Origin of the sequence: Rhodanobacter sp. FW021-MT20 (genome assembly GCF_041107475.1) — a bacterium.
Lineage (GTDB): Bacteria > Pseudomonadota > Gammaproteobacteria > Xanthomonadales > Rhodanobacteraceae > Rhodanobacter_A > Rhodanobacter_A glycinis.
On the sequence record NZ_JBGBPX010000001.1, the window covers coordinates 524,708 to 547,097 of the forward strand.

Below are 22,390 nucleotides of genomic sequence, written 5' to 3' on the forward strand. Positions count from 1 at the left end.
GCGCCCTCCCCGCCTCAGGCGCCTCTTGCAGACCGCAACTCGCGACATCCCACACATGTCTGCGCAAACCACGCACGCAGTGAACTAGCCGTCACCACCGGACAAACCATCCGATGGCTGTCACAGCTTCACTTCAGTTGCAACACTCTTGCTCCCATCGCAGCCGTCTCCCACTGCATGCACGCGTTCCCATTGATGGTCGCACCTGCACCTGCCCCGACTAGGCCATGTCCCCAGACCCACGCTGCAAATACTTTTCTTGCACTGGTCCCAGATGGATCTCGCTGCCATGCACATAGACGTGCGAGCTCAACTGCGCCAGTTTGTCTGGCATAGCAGCACAGCATCACCCGGCCAAGCCCCCCTCTCCACGAGGCTTAGATGCGCACGTACAACTGCGGCAGAAAGCCGTCAGCATCCTTGTGCTGAACTGCCAATGCGTCCATCAGCCGCGAGCCTTGATGCCATTGCGTCCCCGTCCCGCCGAATGGTCATGCACCAACTGCGGAAAGCGGCAAAAGGCACGCTTGCAGCATAGCCGCAGGCTTCCGTTACGCCCTATCGGCAATCTGCTGATATTGCCCTCCGTTTTGCTGATGCCGAAGACGCACAAAAACACTCTTCCTCTCGGCGTCCGAGCCTCCACGAACAAACCCGCTGAAAGAACGTGCACGATCATTCTGCAGCTGCATCGCTGCATGTCGGGAAGTCAGTCCAGCGGAGTAAGGCCATGCTTCACAGCAAAACGTGTCAGCTCAGCAAGGCTGCTTATGTTGAGCTTGCGGAATACGTGGGCCCGATGGGTCGCCACCGTCTTGGTGCTGATGTGCAGCCGCTTGGCTACTTGTTGCGTGGAGCAACCTTCAGCAAAAAGCCGGGTGACCTCACGCTCACGCCAAGTCAACGGCGGCGGCATTGCGACAATGCGCCTATCGCCGCCAGCCTTGTATGTACTCATCATGGGAGCCACGAGTTCGGTGCTCAGGAAAACCTGATTATTGAAAACGTGGCGAATCGCCCGCGCCAGATCATCGAAACAGTTTTCCTTCAGCACGTAACCCGAGGCGCCTGCTTCCAGCGCCTCAGTAACTTGCCCCGGCTGCGCACTTACCGAGAGGCACAGCACCTTGCTTGGCAATATTTCGCCCCGTATGCGCCGCACCACCTCGATCCCGGTCAGTAGCGGCATGGCAACATCCGCGATCACCACGTCGGGACGCAACTCTCGCGCCAAGCGAAGCAGATCCAAGCCGTGACCGGCATGTCCCACCACGTCAATGTCCGGTTCATTCTGCAGCAAGGCAACCAAGCCTTCGCGCAGCATGACATGGTCATCTCCCAAAATGACTCTGACGTTCATCGCGCCGACACGTCCGGGCGACAGCCACCATGGCCGTGGCTATCGCGACACCCGGCAATGGCCGGCCATCGGATCAGGACCTGAGTGCCGTGCCCGGGGCGACTGAGGATACTGAAGCTCCCGCCCACGCTGGTCATGCGTCGAGGCAGTGCACCCAGTCCGAGTCCACCCACGATGTCGTGGCGACGATACATCGCCACGGGGTCGAAACCGGGGCCATCGTCGCAAATGGACAATTCGAAACCGCTGCCGATAGCACGCAAACGCATGGCAGCATGCGCACCGGGAGCGTGTTTGCAGGTATTCAGTAGCACTTCCTGCGCTACGTTCAGCACAGTGAAGGACACGGTGGCGGGGGGATCAGTCGCTGGGTTATCGCACTGCACCCGCAAGCTCAATCCGGTCAGTGCAGCTACTCGCAGACCAAGATCCGACAACGCATCCACCATCGACATGGCGGGTGGCAATTCAGTGTCACACCAATCCTCCAGTACGCCGCGAATACTTCGCGTCGCTTCGCTCAGAAGCGTGCGGACACCGTCCAGCAACCGGGCATCCACTTGCCGTCCCGTACTGAGTGCGCGATCCAGCTGGAGCAGCGCGAGTGCCATCCATTGCGAAGGACCGTCGTGGAGTTGCTGTATCAACTGAGCATCGGGCAGCGCGGCGCCCGCAGACGACCGCCCGTGAGCCGCGCCTGGCACTACACCGTCAACAGCCTCGTGTATCGACGACATATCCCCCTCCCGCCTTCCCGGCCCGCGGTGGGCGATCCGACGCCCAGCGACCGATTGCACTGTCCACACCACGGACGACAGCATGGCGACAGGCCATGCAGCGAGTCGTCATAATCTACCATCGCGGCCAGCAAAAGTTCTGCCAGCGTGTGCGCAATACGGAATCACGGCGCACGCCAGCGCCGTGACAGCCATGCGCGATAGGAATGTGCATGCAGCTACACGGCCGGACGGCGTCACCGGGGCACGATGCAATTACTCGACGTTGCACCTAAACCCACAGTGCGGCATACAAACCGCGCCAGATAGGGAAACGTCCATTCAACTTTTCCGCATGGGTACAAGCTTGGGTACAACGAAACGCGGGGGTAGGCGGTCGATTCATCAGGGAAGTATAGCGGCCCGGCTCCGGCAGCTATGCCAGCGCCCCGGCCTGTCTGGCGCGCCAGACTCACTCGCGCCCGCGCCCCACGCGCGCGATGTGTGCGGATTGGTTGGAGCTACCGGAGTTTTCCGGGGCGATTGTGCAGCCCTCCCGCCAGCGGCGCAGGTTGTCGGCACACCGCGCCTTGCCCTCGGGTGTTCGGGGGCCGGTGGACAGGCCACCGTGCCACTTGCAGCGCCCACCGCCCAGCTTCAGCGCGCGGCAGGGTCGCCCCGATTTCGTCCGGGCATTGCATAGGCGTGGATCGTCGCCCGCGTAGTCGGCAGGCACGCCGCGCCGGGTGCTGCCGGGGCAGCCTCCCGGCACAGTGTCATCCGCCCGTGCGCGTACCTCTCCGAAAACACCAGGCTCTCCCGCTTGCGCGCGTACTGTTCGCATTAGCGTCACGGCGCAGCCTCCGTGGATCGTGCCGGAAGGATCGCCAGCAGGGCGGGTTTGTTCGCGCGTAGTGCGTCCAGCAGTTCGGGCGGCATGCTGCCGCTGCTGGTTTCAACGTGCAGGAAGTCGCCGTCGCGGCTCAATACGGCACCGGCTGCCCAGCACAGCAACAGCACCTGCAACGGGTTCATAGTGGCGGGATTCATAGCTTGTATGCCTCCCCGTCTATGCCGTGCCCTTCCTTTTTCTCTGCGCCCCCGCTTTTATCCGTGACATCGTGACAAGCCTTGTCCCATGCGGGTTCCGGGGCTTGCGCTATCCGTGCCGCTGGCGCTTGCGTCACGCTTGGCGATGCCCCGCAAACCGCGCTGCCATGCGGTTGTCCCGGTGTCACGGATGAATGCCCCCCTTCGCCGGAAAGGTAACGGCGGAACGCATCGGCGAAGTCGGCGAGCGCGTAGCCCTTGAGCCGATCTTCGTTCGGAAGGCGGATCGTCTTGGGCTTGATGCCGAACTCCGAAAGCCTCGCGGCAAGCTGGCGCACCGTCAGCGGCTTGCCCCGGTTCCACGTTGCCCACGGTGCCTCCACGTCGCCGGTCAGGATGTCCAGCAGCGTGCGACTGGCAAGCCTTGTGGTCTGCCTCTCCTTGAACGCTGCCTCCACGTCGTGCAGCAGCTCCACGCCGATGCTCGGGGTTTCTTCCTCCACCCCATGAAGCGCTAGCGCCGCCGCGCGCGCCCGACGCGGCCACTCCCCGCCCGCTTCATCGGCGATGGCAAGCAACGGCTCCCAGCAGTCTTGCGCGCGGTCGCCCAGCCCTGCCGCTGGGGCCGGGTGCGCCCTACCCACCGGCTGCCGATGGTCATCCGCCCAGCGGGTCAATTGCGAACGCAGATCAGCCCACGGCTGCGAATCGGATCGCCGGATGCTGGCGGCCACCTCGCCCGCCACCTTGCGCCGCATGCGCAACGGGATGGAACGATCCTCGATGGTGCCGGCCAGCTTGCCGATGCCGCAGAGAATCTTGGGCGCCCAGGTGCTGAATTGCGTGGGCGCGTTGTCATCCCCCGTGCAGCGAATGACCCCGGCAGTCTCGCGGTACAGGCCGGAATTGATAAGCCCACGCGCTTCCTCGTTGTCTTTCAGGAAGGCGTCCACTTCGTCAATGCCCAGCGTCGGTGCCCAGCGCTCCACCGTGCGGAAGATTGCTGCCGGGGAAATGCTCGCCACAGACAGCGGGCGAAAGCACAACCGCATCATGGCCGTAAGCAACACCGTCTTGCCGCAACGCATTTCCGGCGCGCTGATATGTGCCAGCGGCGACACGGTGAGCGCGTCCATGCAGTAGGTATGCGCGATCCACAAGGCCGCCGCGCAGATCGTGGGCGGATCGGCGATGACGTGCTGCGCAATGATCTTGTACACAGTCGCAAGCATCGCCGCGCCGTCCACCAGCTCCGGCCACGGCTCCACGTACGGGAACAGTTCGACGGTGCCGGCGTCATCCTTCGTTGTGGTGAGCTTGTCCAGTTCGCCCACACTGACCTTCGCCACCTTCGCTGCGGCACGCACGCGCTGGTATCGCGCCGGGTCGGCCTGCCGCACTTCGATCAGATCGGCCAGCACGTCCCGTTCAAAGATCGCGCCGGGGTCACTGTCCAGGTTCCGCAGCGCAAGGTCGATGCGGTCGGCGACCGGATATACCGTGGCCTCGCGTTCGGCCAGGTCATCAATGCTGGCACTATAGGTCTGAGTGCGCATGTAGCACCTCCGTTGCGTCGAAGATGCGCAAACAGGCCACGCGCAGGCGGGTCAGGTCGGCATCGTTCAAGGGTTGGTTATCGGCAAGCTGGTCGGCTGCGATCAACACCGCGCCGGCCTCGGTGTTCAACACTTCCAGGGCAGCCCGCCACTTCGGCAGCAACGCCGCTTGCCGCAACTGGCTGCGCTCGGCAGGCGACATGCTGCGCAGGTCTTTCCGCACGAACAGGTCGCCCACCTCCAAGCCGACGGCAGCGAGTACGTCGTGGACGCTGCACCCGGTGAAGCAATGCAGCAACAGCGTGTTGTTGTCGCCCTCGGCAATACTCAGGGATGCGGACTTGCCGCCATGTGCAGGGCAACGTGCGCGCCACCCCTTGCCGGTTGTGATGACGCCCTCCAGGCGCGGCAGCAGCAGCGCGGACGGCGACGCGGTAACATGACGCAACTCGTTGTTGTTACCCATGCCGCCTCGACGTTGCCGCGTCGGGGCGGTGGCGTTTCTGGGGGGCGGTCATTGCGCACCCCCGGCCAGCGATTCGGCGAAGGCCAGCACGTCGGCCTCGCGCCAGACGGTGACGCCCGCGCTCAGCTTGATCGGCGCCGGCGCCTTGCCGCTCTTGCACCAGGCCCACCACGTACTCGCGGTGACCGGCAGCAAACCGGGCTTGCCGGTGCGGCGGTTGCGGGTGATATCGGAGACGCGCAGGAAGCGCGTGGGGATAACTTCGGTTGCCATGTAACCGTCCTTTGTTGGTTTGGACGGTCATGGACGATATGTACCCGGCTGGCGCGCTTGAATCGGTTACTTTCGTTTTGTCGTGTTTTTCAGTGCGCGCTCCACAGTCCGCACACTGCAACCGGCCTCGCGCGCGATGCGCTTCAAGCGGCTTGTGCCGGTAATGCTTTGGGATAACTCCACGATGCGAAGCGCCAGCACCTCGGCTTTGCGCTGGCGCGGTTGATAAAGCCACCGTGCGGCAAGCTGGCGCTCTACCTTGGCCGCCTCGGCCTCGAAGTCGCGGCGCCGCTGGAGCATGTGCCAGTAGTACGGCGGCACGGATAGATCAGCGCCCGCCTTACCATGTTCGCGATACACCAGCTTGCCGCGCCGCATGGTGACGATGTACTCGTGCCGTTCGATAGCGCCATGTGCTCGACGCTCCAGAAAGTCGCGCTCCTCCTCGGCAGTCAGGACGCGCGGATGCTTGAGCGCTTCGCGGATGGCAGCGAGCGCCGCCTCCTCTACATCCGGCGGCAGCATTGAATCGCCTACCTTGCGCTTCGGCATGACGAATCAGCTCGCCTTGCGCTTCTTGATCGACACAACCTTTCCCACGCCGCCAGCCTCCAGTTCTTCCAGCAGGTCGGCCCAGCGTTGCAGTGCGTCCGCGCGCTCCTCGAAATAGTCATGCCGGTTGTAGATGCCCACCACGCCTTTCAGCTTGTGATTCAGGCAACGCTCGGCAACGTGCGGCAGCACACCCAGCGCTTCCAAATGCGTGCGCGCCGTGCGGCGGAAGTCGTGCACCACGAACGGCGGGAAGTCTGCGCCCAGCAGGGGACGGATGTTCTTGGCGATGGCTGCACCCACGGTGTTCAAGTCGATATGCGGAACCATGCGCGTCTGCATCTTGCGCGCCGGCAGCAGCCACGCGCTATGCCCAGCCAGACGCACCAGCTCGCGCAGCGCCTCGACGGCTTGGCGCGGCAGCGGGATATCCACCGCCTGCCCGGTCTTGGTGCGGTCGGCAGGAAGCGCCCACACACCGGCCTCAAGATCAAACTCCTTGATCGGCGCCTCAATCAGTTCCGCCTTGCGTACCGCAAGCATCAGCAACAGTTTCACGGTGAGCGTGTTCTGGTACGTCCAGCCCTTCGCTGCCTTCATTGCGGCCAGCAGGCGCACCAGCTCCGCACGGGTCAGCCAGCGGTCGCGCGCCTCCTCCTTACCGCCCGCGTCCGATGGATCGAACGCCGCCGCCGGATTGCTAAGCACCATCTCGCGCTTGATCGCGTAATCGAACATCCTTTTCAGCCAGCGCAGCACGTCCGTTGCCATCGTCGGGGCGCCACGCTTCACGATGCCTTTCAGCAGCGCGTCAATGTGCGACGGTTTCACGTCGGCGAGATGCAGGTGGCCGATGGCCGGCTTGATATCGCGCTCGATCCGGCTGCGCACGATGTTGGGGTGTTTCCACCGCCCGATGATTCGCTCGGTTAGGTATTCGTCGGCTAGCTTGGCGACGGTGACCGCGTTCTGCGCAGCCTCGATCTTGGCGGCGGCTTCCTGCACACGCTCCTGTTTCTCGCCGGCCACGTCGTACCCCAGCGCTACCCGCGCCCGCATCTCTTTGGCGGTCTTACGCGCATCCGCCAGCGACAAGGTGCCGTAACTGCCCAGGTGCAACACGCGCGGCTTGCCGGCGAGCCGGTAGCGGAACAGCCAGCGCGGTACGGCGTCCCCTTGGCGATAGCGCAGACTCAAACCGCCGCCGTCGCCCTTCCCCTCGAACCGCTCGCCGGCAGCAATCCAGTGCCGTATCTCGACGTCTGACAGCTTGCCCATAGCCACCTCTCGACGTTGTACCCAATCCGAAGCCAATTTGTACCCATTGGGTACAAGCTTGGGTACAAGGGTACAGCCGGATGGAGATGGACACCATCGGTTGGTGTCGGACAAGAAAAAGCCCGCAATTCGCGGGCTTTCAGTAACTTAACGTTTCACACCGGACGGCATTGGACACCATGAAACATCATTCCACGTTTTGCACCTGTTCGCGCATCTGCTCGATCAGCACCTTGAGTTCCACTGCGGCATTGGTGGTGCGCGCGTCGACCGACTTGGAACCCAGCGTGTTCGCCTCGCGATTGAATTCCTGCATCAGGAAGTCGAGGCGACGGCCGACCGGCTCCTTCAGGCCGAGCACGCGGCGTGTTTCGGCAATATGGGTGGCCAGGCGGTCCAGCTCTTCGTCCACGTCGCAACGGGTGATCTGCAGCACCAGTTCCTGCTCCAGCCGGCCCGGGTCGGCGGGCTGCTTGAGGTCGGCCAGGCGCGATTCCAGCCGTGCGCGCAGGGCAGTGCGTATTTCCGGCATCCAGCCGCGCACGTCAGCGACGATGCGTTCGATCGCGTCGAGCTTGTCGCGCAACGCCTCCTCGATCTTGGCGCCTTCGCGCTCGCGGGTGGCAGTCAGCACGTCCAGGGCGCGATCAAGCACCTCGAACAGCGCCGCCTGCTGTGCTTCCGGATCGACCGCCTCCTGCTGCATCACGCCAGGAAAACGCAGCAGTTCGGTGAATTCCACGCGCATGCGCGGGAACTGCGCCTCCATATCCAGCGACAGCTCGGACAAACGCGCCAGCAGCGTCCGGTCGAGCTGCAGCGAACTTCCGCGCGACTCGCCGTTGCGACGCACGGTCAGGTCCACCTTGCCGCGCGACAGTTTCGCCGCGACGCGCTCGCGCAACAGCGACTCGGCATTGCGCAAGTCGTCCGGCAGGCGTGGACTCAGCTCCAGGTAACGATGATTGACCGTGCGCAGTTCGCAACTGAGCGTGCCGGCGGAACCGGTGGTTTCGGCGCTGGCGTAAGCCGTCATGCTGCGGATCATCGGAAGCTTCCGGAGGTGGAGGAAAGGACGCAATGGTAAACTCTGGCGCCCCGCCTGCCCAATCCGGCCACGCGAAGCCAGGAAAGCCCCCATGAACGTCACTCGCCCCAGCGGCCGTGCCAGCGATCAGCTGCGCCCCGTCACCATCGAACGCCATTACACCCGCCATGCCGAAGGATCGGTACTGGTCAGCTTCGGCGACACCCGCGTACTGTGCACCGCCAGCATCGAGGATCGGGCACCCGCCTGGCTGCGCGGCAAGGGCGAAGGCTGGGTCACCGCCGAATACGGCATGCTGCCGCGCGCCACCAACACCCGCATGCAGCGCGAAGCCGCGCGCGGTGGCCAGGGCGGCCGCACCATGGAAATCCAGCGCCTGATCGGCCGCAGCCTGCGCGCCTGCATCAATCGCCAGGCGCTGGGCGAGCGCGTGATCACCCTCGACTGCGACGTGCTGCAGGCCGATGGCGGCACCCGCACCGCGGCCATTACCGGCGCCTACGTGGCCCTGGTCGACGCGGTGAGCCTGCTGATGAAGCGCGAGAACCTGAAGCGCAACCCGATCGTCGGCGCGATTGCCGCCGTCTCGGTCGGCATCTACAAGGGCCTGCCGGTGCTCGACCTCGACTACGCCGAGGATTCGAACTGCGACACCGACATGAACGTGGTGATGAATGACGGTGGCGGCTTCATCGAAGTCCAGGGCACCGCCGAAGGCCACGCCTTCCGCCGCGACGAGATGGATGCCTTGCTGGCGCTGGCCGAAAAGGGCATCGGCGAACTGGTGGCCGCGCAACGCGCCGCGTTGGCCACTTCCATCGAATAACGTGGTCGCGTGCAGCGCGACGATCACTCCCTCTCTCCCGCCTGCGGCAGAGAGCACGGGGTGAGGGCAACCAGGCTCAGGAGATCCACATCACCATGCAACGCATCGTTCTGGCCAGCAGCAACCCGGGCAAGCTCAAGGAATTCGGCGCATTGCTGGCCGACAGCGGGCTCGAAGTCGTGCCCCAGGCCACGCTGGGCATCGACGATGCCGAGGAAACCGGCCTGACCTTCGTCGAGAACGCTCTGCTCAAGGCACGCCACGCCGCGCAAGCGAGTGGTCTGCCCGCGCTGGCCGATGATTCGGGCCTGTGCGTGAACCATCTCAACGGCGCGCCCGGCCTGTATTCGGCGCGCTACAGCGGCGGCCACGGCGACGCCGCGGCGAACAACGCCAAGCTGTTGCGCGCACTGGACGGTGTACCAGGCAACCAGCGCGGCGCGTTCTTCATCTGCGTACTGGTGCTGCTGCAACACGCCGACGACCCGGCGCCGCTGATCGCCGAGGCGCGCTGGCACGGACGCATCCTCGAAGCAGGCCGCGGCACCGGTGGCTTCGGCTACAACCCGGTGTTCCTGCCCGATGGTTACGAACAGAGCGTGGCCGAAATGGACGACGCGCTGAAGAATCGCCTCAGCCATCGCGGCCAGGCGCTGGTGAAGTTGCGCGAGGGCTTGCGCGAGCGGTACGCATGAGCCTGATCGCAATGAGTCTGGTCGCGCCACCGCTGTCGCTGTATATCCACATGCCGTGGTGCGTGAAGAAGTGCCCGTACTGCGACTTCAACTCGCATGGCTTGCGCAGCGAACCACCGCCTTACGCCGACTACATCGAGCTCCTGCTGGCCGATCTCGATGCCGACCTGCGCGACTTCGGCGCAGCGGCGCAGGACCGTCCCATCGTCAGCGTCTTCTTCGGCGGCGGCACGCCCAGCCTGTTTGCACCGGAGCTGATCGGCCGCCTGCTCGACGGTGTGCGCCAGCGCCTGCCGCTGGCGAATGACACCGAGATCACCCTGGAAACCAATCCGGGCACGGTCGAGCACGGCCGTTTCGACGGCTATCTGGCCGCCGGGGTCAACCGCATCTCGTTCGGCGTGCAGAGCTTCGACGATGACAAGCTGAAGCGCCTCGGCCGCATTCACTCGGCAAGCGAAGCCGAGGCGGCAGTGAAATCGGCGCAGGATGCCGGCTACGCCAACATCAACCTCGACCTGATGTATGCGCTGCCACAGCAAACCCTGGACGGCGCCCTGGCCGACGTGGAACGCGCCATCGCGCTGGCGCCCACGCACATCTCGCATTACCAGCTCACGCTGGAACCGAACACCGCCTTCGCCGCCAATCCGCCGCCGCTGCCCGACGATGACCATGCCTGGGCAATGCAGGAAGCCTGCGAGGCGCGCCTGGCCCAAGCCGGGTATGGCCAATATGAAATCTCCGCCTACGCGCAGCCGGGTCGCCGCTGCGCGCACAACCTCAACTACTGGCAATTCGGCGACTACCTCGGCATCGGCGCCGGCGCCCACGGCAAGCTCAGCGATGCCGCCAGCGACCAAATCCACCGCCGCTGGAAAACGCGCCTTCCACGAGCCTATATGGAAGCGGGCGCCGCCCGGGCCCGCATCGGCGGCGACAGCGTGATCAGCGCAACCGAGCTGCCGTTCGAATACATGCTCAATGCGCTACGCCTGATCGACGGCGTGCCCATGGCCGATTTCGCCGCCCGCACTGGCCTGCCGCCGGAGCACATCGCTGCCACGCTGGCTGACGCACGCCGCCGTGGCTGGCTCGTCGACGATCCACGGCAATTGCGCACCACGCCCCTCGGCCAGCGTTTCCTGAACGACGTGATCGCCAGCTTCCTGCCCTGAGTCCCCGGGCCATGCCGGCCAGTTGACGACGTTCGGGCCTGATAGGCACGCCGGCTTCGGCCGTCATACACTATCCGCTCGGGAAAATCAGGGGATTGGGTCATGGATGTCGAACCTCAGCTTCGACGCCACGCGGGGATGGCCAGCTTCGGCCAGCGCCCTGCGCGCCAGTCATGGTCGCCGCGCGCACGCCGGCTGATCGAGGAATCCTGCGCACTGTCTGCCGACTGGCTCGGTGCCCCGCTGAAACGCTGCCTGGATGCTTTCGACCAGAGCCTGTACCAGCAGGCCGAACGCTCGCGCAACCATCTGGAGCAGCAACGCTGCTTCGACAGTCGCGCACTACTCGACCAGCAACGTGTCGCGTTCGCGCAACGCTTCATCGAAGACCTGAGCGACAGCTTCGCCCGCCTCGACGAGTCCGACACCCCGCCGGCCGACGATGGTCCGCTGCAGCCACTGTCACTGCTTGACCGCAACGAACACGAGCTCAATACCGCACTGGACAAGCTGGCCGCACGCGGCGAGGGGCATAACAGCCTGCTGCTGTCCGAACTCGGCTACCGCTTCGCCGTACTGGTGGCCATGCCGCCATTGGAAGGCGACGCGCTGCCGCCCAGCCCGACCAATCTGGCCCGCGCCTTGCGCACGGCCAGCGAGCCGATGCAGCTACCGATCGAGCATCGCCTGCTGTTGCTGCAGGTCTTCGAGCAGACGGTGACCGGCACTCTCGGGAAACTCTACGAAAGCCTCAACGCGCACCTGCTCGACGACGGCATCCTGCCGCAACTGCGAACCTTCTCCGTTGCACGTTCGGGCCCGGCACACGCCGGCAGCGGCCGCGCCGCTCCCGCAACGACGGACGAACCGGTGCATGCCAGCGAAGCCCCCGTCGCGACATCCGCTACGGCCGCGACCAGCGCCACCAGCAACGAACCCATCGCGGTCCTCGAAACCTTGCGCGACCTGCTCGCCCGCGGACGCACCCACAACAGCAGCGCCGCGGCACAGGGCCGCGCCGCTACCGCCGACGAATTGCAAGTCGCGCTCGACGCCTTGCAGCAGCACCTGGTCCAGGTCACCGACAAGGCCAGCCGCGAACTGCGCAGCGCACAGCGCCTGCGCGAGGAATTGGTACTGCAGCTCAATACCGGCAAGCCGCTCGGCGCCGAACCCACGCAACTGAGCGCCGAACAGGACGACACCGTGGAACTGGTGGCGATGCTGTTCGAACAGCTCGGCCAGCAACTGCACCAGGGGCCGCACGCACGTGCGCTGCTCGGCGACCTGCAACTGCCGATGCTGCGCCTGGCTGTCACCGACCATGACTTTTTCGACCAGCGCGAACACCCCGGCCGACGCCTGCTCGGCACCGTCGCCGAGGCGGCCAATGACTGGCTCGACGGCCCCGATGGCGAAACCGACGGCCCGTTGCTGGCCCGGCTGGAACAACTGGTCGAACGCGCCCGCCGCGAACCACCCAGCGCGGGTTTGTACACCACCCTGCTGGCCGATATCGAGCATCATCTGGCCCAGCTCAACCGCAAGGCACAGACCACCGAGCGCCGTCATATCGAGGCCATGCAAGGCCGCGAAAAACTCGATCAGGCGCGTCATCGCGCCAGCGAGCTGATGAGCGAACGCTTCGCCAAGACCCAGCCGCGCGGTCTGCTGCGTGCCCTGCTGGAACGTGCGTGGTCCGACGTGCTCGCATTGACCCTGCTGCGCCACGGCGAGGACAGCGAAACCTTTGCATGGCGCCTGCGCATTACCGATCAGTTGCTGGGCCAGTTGCCGGTGGACGACCCGGCGCTGCTGCGACAGGAAGTGGAAGCCGGCTTGCAACAGATCGGCATGCACGCCGAGGAGGCCGAACAGGTGGCGCAACGCCTGATCGGCACCCCCGTTCCGGCGCCCACCGCGGCGGCCCCGCAGGTCGATGCCACCGCACCGATACCAAGCAACGCTCCGCCAGCACCGACCGTCGCCCGGAAAACATCGGTGACCAAAGCGGCCTCGAAAAAAGCGCCAGCGATCACGTCATCCGAGACGGCTACCGTGCCCGCCGCCATGCCCACACCTGCGCCGGCACCCGAGGCCACTGCACCCCTGCCGGTCGTACAGGCGCAGGCACCCATGGCCTCCGCCATCCCGCATCCAACGCTCGCCGCCACCACCGACAACCTGCCCAGCGCCACCGATCTGGCCTTGCGCCTCAAGCAGCGCCAGCGGCTGGGCGAACAGCGCAGCCAGGAAGGTCGTCGCGGCAACGATACGGCCGAGCAGCCACCGCTGGGTCCGCAGGAGGCACGCATCCACAACCGCCTGCGCCAACTGCCGTTCGGCAGCTGGTTCGAGTTCGCCGACCCGGCCGGCGGTGCGCCCACCGCGCTGAAGCTGGCCTGGTTCTCGCCGATCTCGGGCAACAGCCTGTTCGTCACCCGGCGCGGTCAACGCGGCGAGGAAATGAATCTGCGCGAGCTGGCCCGCGCCATGGCCAGCGGTCGCGTACGCGAGATGCCCGCGCAACGCGACGGCCTGCTCGATCGCGCCTGGCACTCGCTCACCAGCAACCTGCTGCGACCCACGCGCTCCGGAGCCCGCCCGTGACGACTGCACCCGGCAATGAACAACGCCGCGCGGCGCGCAAGCCGGTCGGCTCCCGCGCACCGGTCATGGACGTGATCCGCGACCAGCCCATGGGACATCTCGGCAATCTCTCGGCCACCGGCCTGCTGCTGATCGGCACGCACGCACCACGTCGCGACGCGGTCTACCAGGTGCGCCTGCCGCTGCCCGGCCCGGATGCGCGTGCCAGCACGATCGAGGTCGGCATCCAGGCGCAGTGGCACGAACCCGCGGCCAGCCCGGGGCAGGTCTGGGCGGGCTACCGCATCATCGCCATCACGAGCAACGATGCCACGCGACTGGAACACTGGTTGCAGCAGCACTGACGCCAGCGAGCGACGTCGCCGGCCGCCTGTGCCCGGCGCGTTACACTGACAGGCTGCTGCTGTCAGGAGTCCGCATGAACGCCCACCTCGCCCCGCTTTATTCCCAGCATCTGGCCACCCTTTGCGAACGCGCCGACAAGGCAATGGCGCTGGGCGGCTTCGACCATCTGGTCATCGCCGCCGGGCTGCCGCTGCGCAAGTTCCTTGACGACCAGGACTACCCGTTCACGGTCAATCCGCACTTCAAGCACTGGCTGCCGCTGACCGACGCACCGGGCAGCTGGATCGTCTACACGCCCGGCGCGAAACCGAAGCTGGTGTTCGTGCAGCCGCGCGACTACTGGCACGTGGTACCCGAGGCGCCGCAAGGCTACTGGGTGGAGCATTTCGATATCGTGATCGTGCGCGATGCGACGGAAGCCGTGACGCAGTTGCCCACCGGCAAGCGCGCGGTGATCGCACCCACCTGCCCCGCCACCCGCGACGTGGAGGCGAACAATCCGCAGGCCGTGGTCGACTATCTGCACTGGCACCGCAGCTACAAGACGCCCTACGAACTGGAACTGATGCGCGAGGCCAACCGCATCGGCACCCGCGCGCACCACGCCGCCGCGGCGGCTTTTCGCGCCGGCGAAAGCGAGTTCGGCATCCACATGGCCTACCTCGCCGCCGCGCGGCAGATCGATGCCGAACTGCCCTATGCCAGCATCGTGGCATTGAACGAACACGGCGCCGTGCTGCATTACATGCATTTCAACCGCACGCCGCCCGCCCGGCATCGCTCGTTCCTGATCGACGCCGGCGCCAGTGCCGCCGGCTACGGTTGCGACATCACCCGCACCTACGCGATGCCGGATGCAGGCGAATTCCAGGCGCTGATCGACAGCATGGACGCCGCCCAGCAGACCTATGCGGCGAAAGTGCGCGCCGGCCAGAGCTACCCTGAACTGCACATCCATGCCCACCACGTATTGGCCGGCATCCTGCGCGAACACGGTTTTATCCGCATGAGCGCGGAAAGCGCCGTGGAATCCGGTGTCACCACCGCATTCTTCCCACATGGCCTTGGCCACTCGATCGGCGTGCAGACCCACGACGTCGCCGGCTTCCAGCAAAGCGAGCGCGGCGGCACCGTCGCGCAACCCGACGGCCACCCGTACCTGCGCCTGACCCGCACCCTGGAGCCGGGCATGGTCGTGACCATCGAGCCGGGCCTGTACTTCATCGACATGCTGCTGGCCGAACTGAAAGACAAACCCGTCGCCGCCGATATCGACTGGACCAAGGTCGACCACTTCCGCCAATACGGCGGCATCCGCATCGAAGACGAAGTGGTGTGCACCGACGGCGAGCCGGAAAATCTCACGCGGGACGCGTTTGCGCAGGTGTAACTCCGTACGCTGGTGAAAAATCCTCTCCCCTCGAAGGGAGAGGATCCGGGCCTGCGCCGGTGTTCGACGCACTCGCTCCATCCGTTCCCGGACCCACCCACCGGCCGGCACCGTCTCAGCTGAAACGGACACCCAAGGCGGCAAGGAGAAGGGGCTCGAAAGGACAGGCCGCCGCGCCTCAACGCCCGGCCAGCAGCGCCTCGATTTCGCCAGGATCCTTTGGTACGCCGGCGGACAGCACCTCGTGGCCGTCGCGCGTCACCGCCACGTCGTCCTCGATGCGGATGCCGATGCCGCGCCAGCGCTCGGGTACTCCCGTCTCGTCCGGCGGCACATAGATGCCCGGCTCCACCGTCACCACCATGCCCGGTTCCAGCAGGCGCGGCTCGCCGTCGATGCGGTAGTCGCCCACGTCGTGCACGTCCAGGCCCAGCCAGTGGCCGGTCTTGCTGGGGAAGAAACGCTTGTAGCTTCCTTCGGCAATCGCGCTGTCGGCATCGCCGTCGAGCAGCCCCAGCGCGCACAGCCCTTCGGCAATCACGCGTATCGCGACGTGATGCGCGGCATCGAACGGATTGCCCGGCCGAACCTCGTCGATCGCGGCAAGCTGGGCGGTGAGCACCACCTCGTACAGCGCGCGCTGCTCACGGCTGTAGCGACCACCCACGGGGAACGTGCGGCTGATATCGGAGGCGTAGCAATCCACCTCGGCGCCGGCGTCGATCAGCAACAGCTCGCCATCGGCCAGCGGCGCGCGATTGGCGGTGTAATGCATGGTGCAGGCACGCGCGCCTCCGGCCACGATGGGCGGGAACGAAGGCACCGCGCCGTGACGGCGAATCGTGTGCAAAATCTCCGCTTCCACTTCGTATTCGTAACGGCCGGGCAACGCGGTGCGCATCGCGGCCAGGTGCGCCTCGGCGGCCACGGCAGCGGCCGTGCGCATCAGGCGCAATTCGTCGCGCGATTTGTACAGGCGCAGGTCGTGCAGCAGATGGCCCAGCGCCACGAATTCCTTGGGCGCCACGCCACCACCGCGCAATTGGCGCAGGCGCCGCATCCAGCCCATCAGTTGGGCGTCGAACGCGGGCTCGCGACCGAAGTGGCAATACACGCGCGCCCTGCCCTCGATCATGCCCGGCAGGATGTCGTCGATATCGTCGATCGGGAACGCGTCGTCCATGCCGAAATCGGCGACGGCGCGCTCGGTACCGGTGATCTCGCCGTGCCAGCGCTCGCGCTCGGCGTCACGTTCGCGGCAGAACAGCACCACCTCGCCGTGCTTGCGCCCGGGCAGCAGCGCCAGCACCGCGTCGGTCTCCGGGAAACCGGCCAGGTAGTGGAAATCCGAATCCTGCCGGTACGGCCAGGCCGCATCGGCGTTGCGCATGCGTTCGGGCGCGGCGGCGATCAGCAAGGCCGCGTCGTCGCCAGCCATCTTCATCAACTGGCGCCGGCGACGCGCGAACTCGGCCGAGGCGATGCTCAATGCACGGTGTCGCCAGTGGGGCGATTGCGGCCACCCGCGCATTCGGCGTGCAGCAGCATCGCGGCCATGCGCACGAATTCGTGCAATTCGATCAGCGAATCCTCGTCCTCGCCTTCGTCACCGAAATCGAACGCGGCGCCGGCCAGCGTGCCGAGGTCGCGCAGGATTTCCTGCGCCTCCTCCGACAGTTTCGCGTGCGTGCCGGCACCGGCCAGCCCGAAGCCGCCGAGGAAACCGCGACACCAGTCGCCCAGCGCATCGGCACGTTCAGGCAAGGGGCGGTCGTCCGGCGGCAGCAGCGGCTCGAACCCCAGCTCGGGGTCGGCCAGTTCATTCGCGCTTTGCCGTGCCACCCGTTCGAGTACGGATTGGTCGGCCGTCGAAGGCGTGGTTTCCTCGCCGTCCAGATGCAGGGCAGTCAGCAGCGACGTGCCATCCAGGTGGCCGCCGCCGGCAAGAAAGCCGCACAGCGAGCCATGCAATTCGCTGGCCGCAATGGCCAGACGCAGGCGTGCACACACGCCGTCCAGTTCGTCATGGCCGATCGGTTCATCGACGGTCATCGCGGCACTCCCAAAGGCATACAGGGCGCCAGTCTAACAGCGCACCCGCGGCGGTCGACGGACTTTTCCCGGCCCGCTGCCGGGTGCGGGCGCACGCACCACGCGCTGGCCGGGCAAACGCGATATGCCCCGCAGATTTCGCAGCGCGTGCTGATATAGTTCGACGCATGAGCACGCCCGATTCCATTCAGCACGAGGTCGCCGCACTGAGCCAGCAGCTCGATCGCATGCTGGACATCGTGCGACGACTCCACGAGGAAAACCGCAGCCTGCGCCACAGCCAGGAACAACTGGCCAACGAGCGCGCCGGGCTGATGGCGCGCAACGAGCAGGCGCGCGGCCGCGTCGAGGCGATGATCCAGCGACTGAAGGCGCTCGAAAGCAATGGCTGAGACGACAAATACCAGCGAACCGGTCGCGCTGCGCCTGATCGACCGCGAATTCCTGATCGCCTGCGCGCCGGATGAGCGCGAGGGCCTGCTGGATGCGGCCAGCTATCTCGACCGCAAGATGCGCGAACTACGCGCCAACGCCAAAGCGCCCGGCTTCGACCGGTTGGCCGTGCTGGCCGCGATCAGCGTCACCCACGAATACCTGGCCCTGCGCAAGCAGCACGACGGGAATGACCACAACGTGACTGACGCCATCGTCGCATTGCGCCGCAAGCTGGAAGCGGCACTCGACGCGCAAGCCGAGCCGCTACTAAAATAGGCCCCGGCGTCTCTGCGGTGTGCGCCAGCACACTCTTACATTTGCCTTGTTCCTAAATACGGCCCCGGGTCGGCGCTTCATCGGTTGTTGTGCATGTCCGCCACGTGCGGAAAGCCTCGAGACCCTGAACGCCCTCCCACCTGATCCATCGTGGATCAAGGTCGTTTGGTGGGCAGCGGCATCGCGGTCGACGCCACCTCTTTCTCCGTCCGGTGGCCGCTTGCAAGGCGATCACCGGTCACGGGCCGCCTGCCGCGACGTCCGCCGGACGCGCTTTCTTCCAGGAGCCGCGCCACCGTGGACGCCCCCGCCGAACGCCGCGAAATCCGCCAGCAGCTGGCCGCGCGCCGGCGCGCACTGACGCCCCCGCAGCGCATGGCGGCCGCTCAGGGCCTGCGGCGCAGCCTGGAGCAGCTGCCCGAGTTCCACACCGACGCCCGCGTGGCCGGCTACTGGGCCACTGACGGCGAGCTGCCGCTGAACCTCGCCATTCCTCCACTGGCTGAACGCGGCCAGCAATTCCTGCTGCCGATGATCGGGCGCGAACGCGAACTGCGTTTCGCGCCGTGGCGTGCCGGCGACCCGGTGGAACCGAACCGCTACGGCATTCCCGAACCGGTGACGCCGCACGAATGGTTCGCCGCGTTCCAGCTCGACCTGGTGCTGGTGCCGCTGCTGGCGTTCGATCGCCGTGGCCATCGGCTCGGCTACGGTGGCGGCTATTACGACCGCAGCTTCGCCTTCCTCGGCGACCAGACACGCCCCACCGAGCCGCTACTGGTCGGCATCGCCTATGCTTTCCAGGAAATGGACGCGATCGACGCCGAATCCTGGGACATCCCGCTGGATTACGTGGCCACGGATCGCGAACTGATCGACTGCCACGCCACCGACCACGGAACGCCTGCATGAATCACTGGCTGATGAAGTCCGAGCCGGACGCCTTCTCCATCGACGACCTGAAGCGCAAGAAACGGGAACCATGGGACGGCGTGCGCAACTACCAGGCGCGCAATTTCATGCGCGACGGCATGCGCGTGGGTGATCAGGTTTTTTTCTACCATTCCAACTGCGCCGAACCGGGCATCGTCGGCATCGCCAGGATCGCCACCGACGCCTACCCCGACCCCACCCAATTCGATCCGAAGAACGGGCACTTCGATGCCGCCAGCTCGCGCGACAATCCGCGCTGGGTGCTGGTGGACGTGGCCTTCGTGCGCAAGCTCAAGCGCACCATCACGCTGAAGGAAATGCAGGCACTGCCGGCCTTGTCCGGGATGGCGCTGGTGCGCAAGGGCAACCGCCTGTCGGTGATGCCGGTCGATGCCGAAGACTGGCGCACCATCCTGGCGCTGGAATGAGCTCCCTTTTCATGACTGCCGGAATCACCCGATGAGCAATGCCAACGAGAAACGCCAGGCCGGCGAAGCCGCCATCCGCTACGTGGAGGACGGCGCCATCGTGGGCGTCGGCACCGGCTCCACCGTCGCCTTCTTCATCGATGCACTGGCAGACCTGAAGGACCGCATCCAGGGTGCGGTGTCCAGCTCCGAACAGTCGTCCGCGCAACTGAAGAAGCACGGCATCCCGGTGCTCGACCTCAACACCGCCGGCCCGCTGTCGATCTACATCGATGGCGCCGACGAATGCGACCCGCACAAGCGCCTGATCAAGGGCGGCGGCGCTGCGCTGACCCGCGAGAAGATCGTCGCCGAAGCGTCGCAGAAATTCATCTGCATCATCGATTCGAGCAAGCGCGTGGACGTGCTGGGCACGTTCCCGCTGCCGATCGAGGTGATCCCGATGGCGCGCAGCCTGGTCGGCCGCGAAATCGTCAAGCTGGGCGGCCAGCCGGTGTGGCGCGACGGCGTGGTCACCGACAACGGCAACTGGATCATCGACGTGCACGGCTGGCGCATCACCGATCCGGTGGCGCTGGAAAAGCAGCTGAACCAGCTGCCCGGCATCGTCACCGTGGGTCTGTTCGCACGGCGCCCGGCCGACGTGGTGCTGATGGGCAGCCAGGAAATGTGAGCTTTTGACGGACGCCCGTCATTGGCTCCATGTGCGCCATCCCGACACCACAAAAAAACCGCCTGTCCGGCGGTTTTTTTGTGGCCTGCTTCCTCGCTAGCGGCTTAGCGGCCTGAACCACGCCCGTGGCCGTGGCCATCCATCGTGTTGCCGCTGCGCGGTTGCGGCTTGAAGCCTTGGCGCAATTTCAGATGCCGTGACGATTCGCGTGCCTCGCGCAGGCGTTGCGCGTGCGAGGCCAGGATGTCGCCACGGGTGAGAATGCCCACCAGCTTGTGCGGATCATCCTTGCTCACCACGATCAGCCGGCCCACCTTTTCGGCCACCATGTGATCGGCTGCCTCGCGCAGGGAATGGGCTTCATTCACCGCAATCGGCTTGCGCGTCACCAGCTCGGCCAATGTGTGGGTGTAATGCCACTGCGGATCGAGCAGGGTGCGCCGGGTAAGTACACCGCACACGTGCCCGGCTTCGTCCACCACCGGGAAACCCTGGTGGCGCGTATCTTCCCCGCTCTCGTTCAGCCACGGGCGCACTTCCGCCAGGGTCTGGTTGGCCTTCAGCGACACCACGTTACGCGAGCACACCTCGCCCACCGCTACCTGATCCAGATAATCGGCCGCGTATTCGGAGGGCACGCGCACACCGCGACGGGCGATTTTCTCGGTCATGATGGTGTTGCGCATGATCAACGCCGAGATCAGGTAGGCCGCCGTGCAACCACCCAGCAGAGGCAGCAGGCACGCCGGCTGGCGCGTGGTCTCGAAGGCGAACACCACGGCCGTCAGCAATGCACGCGAAGAGCCCGCAAAGATTGCCGCCATGCCTACCAGTGCCGCGATGCGCGGATCGATGTCGGCCGCCGGCATGAAATGGTTGATGCCCATGCCGATCGCGGCGCCCATCGAACCGCCGATCATGAACAACGGCGCCAGCGTACCGCCGGAGGTGCCGCTGCCCAGCGCAATCACCCACGAGATGAACTTCAGCGCACCGAACGTGAGCAGCATGGTCAGGCCCCAATGCCCCTGCACCAGCGCGTCGATGTTGTCGTAACCCACGCCCAGGGTGTGCGGCTCGATCCAGCCAACGACGCCCGCCACCAAGGCGCCAAGCGCCGGCCACCACATCCAGTGGATCGGCAGCTTTTCGAACATGTCCTCGACGCCGTACACCGCCTTGGTCACCCACACCGATGCATAACCGACCAGGCCGCCGATCAGCACGAAGCCGATCAGCGCCATTCCGCCCGGTTGCAACACGCTCGGCATCGGAAACACCGGCGCTGCGCCATACGTGGCATAGCGCACGCCCACGGCCGTCACCGTGGCCAACGCCACCGGAATCAGCGAACGCGGGCGCAGCTCGAACAACAGCAGTTCCACGGCCAGCACCAGCGAGGCCACCGGCGCGCCGAACACCGCCGCCATGCCTGCCGCGGCACCCGCCGCCAGCAACACCTTGCGCTCGTTCGCCGTCACCCGCAGCAACTGGCCGATCAGCGAACCCAGGGCGCCGCCGGTGGAAATGATCGGGCCTTCCGCGCCGAACGGGCCGCCGGTACCGATCGCAAACGCCGAAGACAGCGGCTTCAGCCAGGTGATGCGGGCTGGAATGTTGGATTCGTTGGTAAGGATCTGCTCCATCGCCTCGGGAATGCCGTGGCCCTGGATCGCACGGGAGCCCCAGCGAGCCATGATGCCGGCAAGCAGGCCGCCAATCACCGGGATCAGGATGACCCAGACGCCAAGATGATTGCCGGCTGGCGACAACACGAAGGAACCCTTGTGCGCCGTGGGCCCGATCACATCCGAAACACGGCCATAAAAACACAGGTCGGTGATCAGGTTGATCAACAGCATCAGCAGCTGTGCCACGTAAGCCGCCGCCACGCCAAGAATCACGGCCAGCACGCTGATCAACAGAATTCGGCGCGTCACCAGGGTCGATTTGCGCGGCATGCTCGCCGCGTCCAGGGACAGGCCCAGGGCCGGGGCGATAGGGAGCGCGTCGGTGCTGCCGACAGTGCGCACGTCTGCGTGCCCGACGGGTTCGTCAGTTGCTGGCGTCATGGAATCATCACAGGAGGGTAAAAACGGGAATTTTACGCTGTTGCAGTGCAAAACCGAAGGGACCAAAACGCAAATAACGCCGTAATATTCTGCGATTTCCGGTGATCGGCGCGCATCGCCCCACGTCCATCATCCGAACCTCGCAGAGCGCTCTTTCGTGTCGCCATGCCGGAAACGC

24 protein-coding genes and 1 other RNA gene are annotated in these 22,390 nt (G+C 65.6%); 12 read left to right on the forward strand and 13 right to left on the reverse strand.

All coding sequences use genetic code 11. The features are described from left to right. Window positions 1-709: 709 nt before the first annotated feature. From AB7849_RS02520 to AB7849_RS02565, 10 genes are all read right to left on the reverse strand, one after another. Complete coding sequence (locus tag AB7849_RS02520; protein ID WP_092702014.1) at window positions 710-1,360, reverse strand: response regulator; 651 nt, start codon at window positions 1,358-1,360, stop codon at window positions 710-712. Further along, window positions 1,357-2,097, reverse strand: coding sequence for a sensor histidine kinase (locus tag AB7849_RS02525; protein ID WP_139201689.1), 741 nt, complete (start codon window positions 2,095-2,097; stop codon window positions 1,357-1,359). The genes AB7849_RS02520 and AB7849_RS02525 overlap by 4 nt, the downstream gene beginning before the upstream one ends. Window positions 2,098-2,548: 451 nt before the next feature. Then, on the reverse strand, window positions 2,549-2,920 hold the full coding sequence (locus tag AB7849_RS02530; protein ID WP_369500539.1) for an HGGxSTG domain-containing protein: 372 nt from the start codon (window positions 2,918-2,920) through the stop codon (window positions 2,549-2,551). A gap of 5 nt (window positions 2,921-2,925) precedes the next feature. Continuing rightward, on the reverse strand, window positions 2,926-3,126 hold the full coding sequence (locus tag AB7849_RS02535) for a hypothetical protein (protein ID WP_008213653.1): 201 nt from the start codon (window positions 3,124-3,126) through the stop codon (window positions 2,926-2,928). Beyond that, a complete protein-coding gene (locus tag AB7849_RS02540) occupies window positions 3,123-4,682 on the reverse strand; it encodes a DUF3631 domain-containing protein (RefSeq protein WP_008213652.1) in 1,560 nt (519 codons plus the stop codon). Before AB7849_RS02540 ends, AB7849_RS02535 begins: the two co-directional genes overlap by 4 nt. After that, the gene (locus AB7849_RS02545) at window positions 4,663-5,148 is read right to left on the reverse strand and encodes a hypothetical protein (RefSeq protein WP_008213651.1); all 486 of its coding nucleotides are present in this window, start codon (window positions 5,146-5,148) and stop codon (window positions 4,663-4,665) included. Before AB7849_RS02545 ends, AB7849_RS02540 begins: the two co-directional genes overlap by 20 nt. A gap of 48 nt (window positions 5,149-5,196) precedes the next feature. After that, on the reverse strand, window positions 5,197-5,421 hold the full coding sequence (locus AB7849_RS02550) for a helix-turn-helix transcriptional regulator (RefSeq protein WP_008213650.1): 225 nt from the start codon (window positions 5,419-5,421) through the stop codon (window positions 5,197-5,199). A gap of 66 nt (window positions 5,422-5,487) precedes the next feature. Next, complete coding sequence (locus AB7849_RS02555) at window positions 5,488-5,973, reverse strand: hypothetical protein (RefSeq protein WP_008213649.1); 486 nt, start codon at window positions 5,971-5,973, stop codon at window positions 5,488-5,490. Window positions 5,974-5,979: 6 nt separating this feature from the next. After that, the gene (locus AB7849_RS02560) at window positions 5,980-7,365 is read right to left on the reverse strand and encodes a tyrosine-type recombinase/integrase (protein WP_202799654.1); all 1,386 of its coding nucleotides are present in this window, start codon (window positions 7,363-7,365) and stop codon (window positions 5,980-5,982) included. Window positions 7,366-7,438: 73 nt separating this feature from the next. Continuing rightward, on the reverse strand, window positions 7,439-8,299 hold the full coding sequence (locus tag AB7849_RS02565; RefSeq protein ID WP_008213647.1) for a YicC/YloC family endoribonuclease: 861 nt from the start codon (window positions 8,297-8,299) through the stop codon (window positions 7,439-7,441). Window positions 8,300-8,390: 91 nt separating this feature from the next. Here AB7849_RS02565 and rph point away from each other — a divergent pair, with 91 nt between their 5' ends. From rph to pepQ, 6 genes are all read left to right on the forward strand, one after another. Further along, a complete protein-coding gene (gene rph, locus AB7849_RS02570) occupies window positions 8,391-9,125 on the forward strand; it encodes a ribonuclease PH (protein WP_008213646.1) in 735 nt (244 codons plus the stop codon). Window positions 9,126-9,220: 95 nt separating this feature from the next. Continuing rightward, window positions 9,221-9,820: an RdgB/HAM1 family non-canonical purine NTP pyrophosphatase gene (gene rdgB, locus AB7849_RS02575; RefSeq protein ID WP_008213644.1), complete on the forward strand. Its 600-nt coding sequence runs from the start codon at window positions 9,221-9,223 to the stop codon at window positions 9,818-9,820. An 11-nt stretch (window positions 9,821-9,831) separates the two neighbouring features. Beyond that, on the forward strand, window positions 9,832-10,998 hold the full coding sequence (hemW, locus tag AB7849_RS02580) for a radical SAM family heme chaperone HemW (RefSeq protein WP_037101010.1): 1,167 nt from the start codon (window positions 9,832-9,834) through the stop codon (window positions 10,996-10,998). A gap of 102 nt (window positions 10,999-11,100) precedes the next feature. Further along, window positions 11,101-13,608: a DUF1631 family protein gene (locus tag AB7849_RS02585; protein WP_037100998.1), complete on the forward strand. Its 2,508-nt coding sequence runs from the start codon at window positions 11,101-11,103 to the stop codon at window positions 13,606-13,608. Beyond that, window positions 13,605-13,952, forward strand: coding sequence for a PilZ domain-containing protein (locus AB7849_RS02590; RefSeq protein ID WP_008213641.1), 348 nt, complete (start codon window positions 13,605-13,607; stop codon window positions 13,950-13,952). The genes AB7849_RS02585 and AB7849_RS02590 overlap by 4 nt, the downstream gene beginning before the upstream one ends. 74 nt (window positions 13,953-14,026) lie before the next feature. Beyond that, window positions 14,027-15,343 carry a Xaa-Pro dipeptidase gene (gene pepQ / locus AB7849_RS02595; protein ID WP_008213640.1) on the forward strand — a complete coding sequence of 439 codons (1,317 nt, stop codon included), beginning with the start codon at window positions 14,027-14,029 and terminating at the stop codon, window positions 15,341-15,343. 178 nt (window positions 15,344-15,521) lie between these two features. Here pepQ and AB7849_RS02600 read toward each other — a convergent pair whose 3' ends face one another. Beyond that, window positions 15,522-16,874: an aminopeptidase P N-terminal domain-containing protein gene (locus tag AB7849_RS02600; RefSeq protein WP_037100995.1), complete on the reverse strand. Its 1,353-nt coding sequence runs from the start codon at window positions 16,872-16,874 to the stop codon at window positions 15,522-15,524. Then, window positions 16,829-17,395 (reverse strand): UPF0149 family protein, encoded by a 567-nt coding sequence (locus AB7849_RS02605; RefSeq protein ID WP_008213637.1) that lies wholly within the window; start codon window positions 17,393-17,395, stop codon window positions 16,829-16,831. Before AB7849_RS02605 ends, AB7849_RS02600 begins: the two co-directional genes overlap by 46 nt. A gap of 167 nt (window positions 17,396-17,562) precedes the next feature. Between AB7849_RS02605 and AB7849_RS02610 the strand changes: the two genes are divergently transcribed. The 6 genes from AB7849_RS02610 (at window position 17,563) to rpiA (ending at window position 20,140) form a co-directional block, all read left to right on the forward strand. Further along, window positions 17,563-17,787, forward strand: coding sequence for a TIGR02449 family protein (locus tag AB7849_RS02610; RefSeq protein WP_008213636.1), 225 nt, complete (start codon window positions 17,563-17,565; stop codon window positions 17,785-17,787). Next, window positions 17,780-18,106 (forward strand): cell division protein ZapA, encoded by a 327-nt coding sequence (locus tag AB7849_RS02615; RefSeq protein ID WP_008213635.1) that lies wholly within the window; start codon window positions 17,780-17,782, stop codon window positions 18,104-18,106. The genes AB7849_RS02610 and AB7849_RS02615 overlap by 8 nt, the downstream gene beginning before the upstream one ends. A gap of 6 nt (window positions 18,107-18,112) precedes the next feature. Next, window positions 18,113-18,301, forward strand: a non-coding RNA gene (gene ssrS / locus AB7849_RS02620) — 6S RNA. Window positions 18,302-18,403: 102 nt separating this feature from the next. After that, window positions 18,404-19,018, forward strand: a complete 615-nt coding sequence (locus AB7849_RS02625) for a 5-formyltetrahydrofolate cyclo-ligase (RefSeq protein ID WP_369500523.1) — start codon at window positions 18,404-18,406, stop codon at window positions 19,016-19,018. Next, window positions 19,015-19,467, forward strand: a complete 453-nt coding sequence (locus tag AB7849_RS02630) for an EVE domain-containing protein (RefSeq protein ID WP_008216832.1) — start codon at window positions 19,015-19,017, stop codon at window positions 19,465-19,467. The genes AB7849_RS02625 and AB7849_RS02630 overlap by 4 nt, the downstream gene beginning before the upstream one ends. A 31-nt stretch (window positions 19,468-19,498) precedes the next feature. Then, window positions 19,499-20,140, forward strand: coding sequence for a ribose-5-phosphate isomerase RpiA (rpiA, locus tag AB7849_RS02635; RefSeq protein ID WP_008216830.1), 642 nt, complete (start codon window positions 19,499-19,501; stop codon window positions 20,138-20,140). Window positions 20,141-20,244: 104 nt separating this feature from the next. Here the strand turns inward: rpiA and AB7849_RS02640 are convergent, their stop codons facing one another. Continuing rightward, complete coding sequence (locus tag AB7849_RS02640; protein WP_092701990.1) at window positions 20,245-22,212, reverse strand: chloride channel protein; 1,968 nt, start codon at window positions 22,210-22,212, stop codon at window positions 20,245-20,247. Window positions 22,213-22,390: the final 178 nt, after the last annotated feature.

Bases quoted from the DNA above. Each gene is read 5' to 3' on its own strand.
- AB7849_RS02535 (WP_008213653.1), bottom strand. From the start codon at position 3,126: ATGAATCCCGCCACTATGAACCCGTTGCAGGTGCTGTTGCTGTGCTGG.
- AB7849_RS02610 (WP_008213636.1), top strand. From the start codon at position 17,563: ATGAGCACGCCCGATTCCATTCAGCACGAGGTCGCCGCACTGAGCCAG.
- AB7849_RS02530 (WP_369500539.1), bottom strand. From the start codon at position 2,920: ATGCGAACAGTACGCGCGCAAGCGGGAGAGCCTGGTGTTTTCGGAGAG.
- AB7849_RS02640 (WP_092701990.1), bottom strand. From the start codon at position 22,212: ATGACGCCAGCAACTGACGAACCCGTCGGGCACGCAGACGTGCGCACT.
- AB7849_RS02545 (WP_008213651.1), bottom strand. From the start codon at position 5,148: ATGGGTAACAACAACGAGTTGCGTCATGTTACCGCGTCGCCGTCCGCG.
- AB7849_RS02525 (WP_139201689.1), bottom strand. From the start codon at position 2,097: ATGTCGTCGATACACGAGGCTGTTGACGGTGTAGTGCCAGGCGCGGCT.
- AB7849_RS02540 (WP_008213652.1), bottom strand. From the start codon at position 4,682: ATGCGCACTCAGACCTATAGTGCCAGCATTGATGACCTGGCCGAACGC.
- AB7849_RS02565 (WP_008213647.1), bottom strand. From the start codon at position 8,299: ATGATCCGCAGCATGACGGCTTACGCCAGCGCCGAAACCACCGGTTCC.
- rpiA (WP_008216830.1), top strand. From the start codon at position 19,499: ATGAGCAATGCCAACGAGAAACGCCAGGCCGGCGAAGCCGCCATCCGC.
- AB7849_RS02615 (WP_008213635.1), top strand. From the start codon at position 17,780: ATGGCTGAGACGACAAATACCAGCGAACCGGTCGCGCTGCGCCTGATC.
- AB7849_RS02550 (WP_008213650.1), bottom strand. From the start codon at position 5,421: ATGGCAACCGAAGTTATCCCCACGCGCTTCCTGCGCGTCTCCGATATC.
- AB7849_RS02605 (WP_008213637.1), bottom strand. From the start codon at position 17,395: ATGACCGTCGATGAACCGATCGGCCATGACGAACTGGACGGCGTGTGT.
- rph (WP_008213646.1), top strand. From the start codon at position 8,391: ATGAACGTCACTCGCCCCAGCGGCCGTGCCAGCGATCAGCTGCGCCCC.
- AB7849_RS02600 (WP_037100995.1), bottom strand. From the start codon at position 16,874: ATGCGCGGGTGGCCGCAATCGCCCCACTGGCGACACCGTGCATTGAGC.
- AB7849_RS02585 (WP_037100998.1), top strand. From the start codon at position 11,101: ATGGATGTCGAACCTCAGCTTCGACGCCACGCGGGGATGGCCAGCTTC.
- AB7849_RS02630 (WP_008216832.1), top strand. From the start codon at position 19,015: ATGAATCACTGGCTGATGAAGTCCGAGCCGGACGCCTTCTCCATCGAC.
- AB7849_RS02555 (WP_008213649.1), bottom strand. From the start codon at position 5,973: ATGCCGAAGCGCAAGGTAGGCGATTCAATGCTGCCGCCGGATGTAGAG.
- AB7849_RS02520 (WP_092702014.1), bottom strand. From the start codon at position 1,360: ATGAACGTCAGAGTCATTTTGGGAGATGACCATGTCATGCTGCGCGAA.
- pepQ (WP_008213640.1), top strand. From the start codon at position 14,027: ATGAACGCCCACCTCGCCCCGCTTTATTCCCAGCATCTGGCCACCCTT.
- rdgB (WP_008213644.1), top strand. From the start codon at position 9,221: ATGCAACGCATCGTTCTGGCCAGCAGCAACCCGGGCAAGCTCAAGGAA.
- hemW (WP_037101010.1), top strand. From the start codon at position 9,832: ATGAGTCTGGTCGCGCCACCGCTGTCGCTGTATATCCACATGCCGTGG.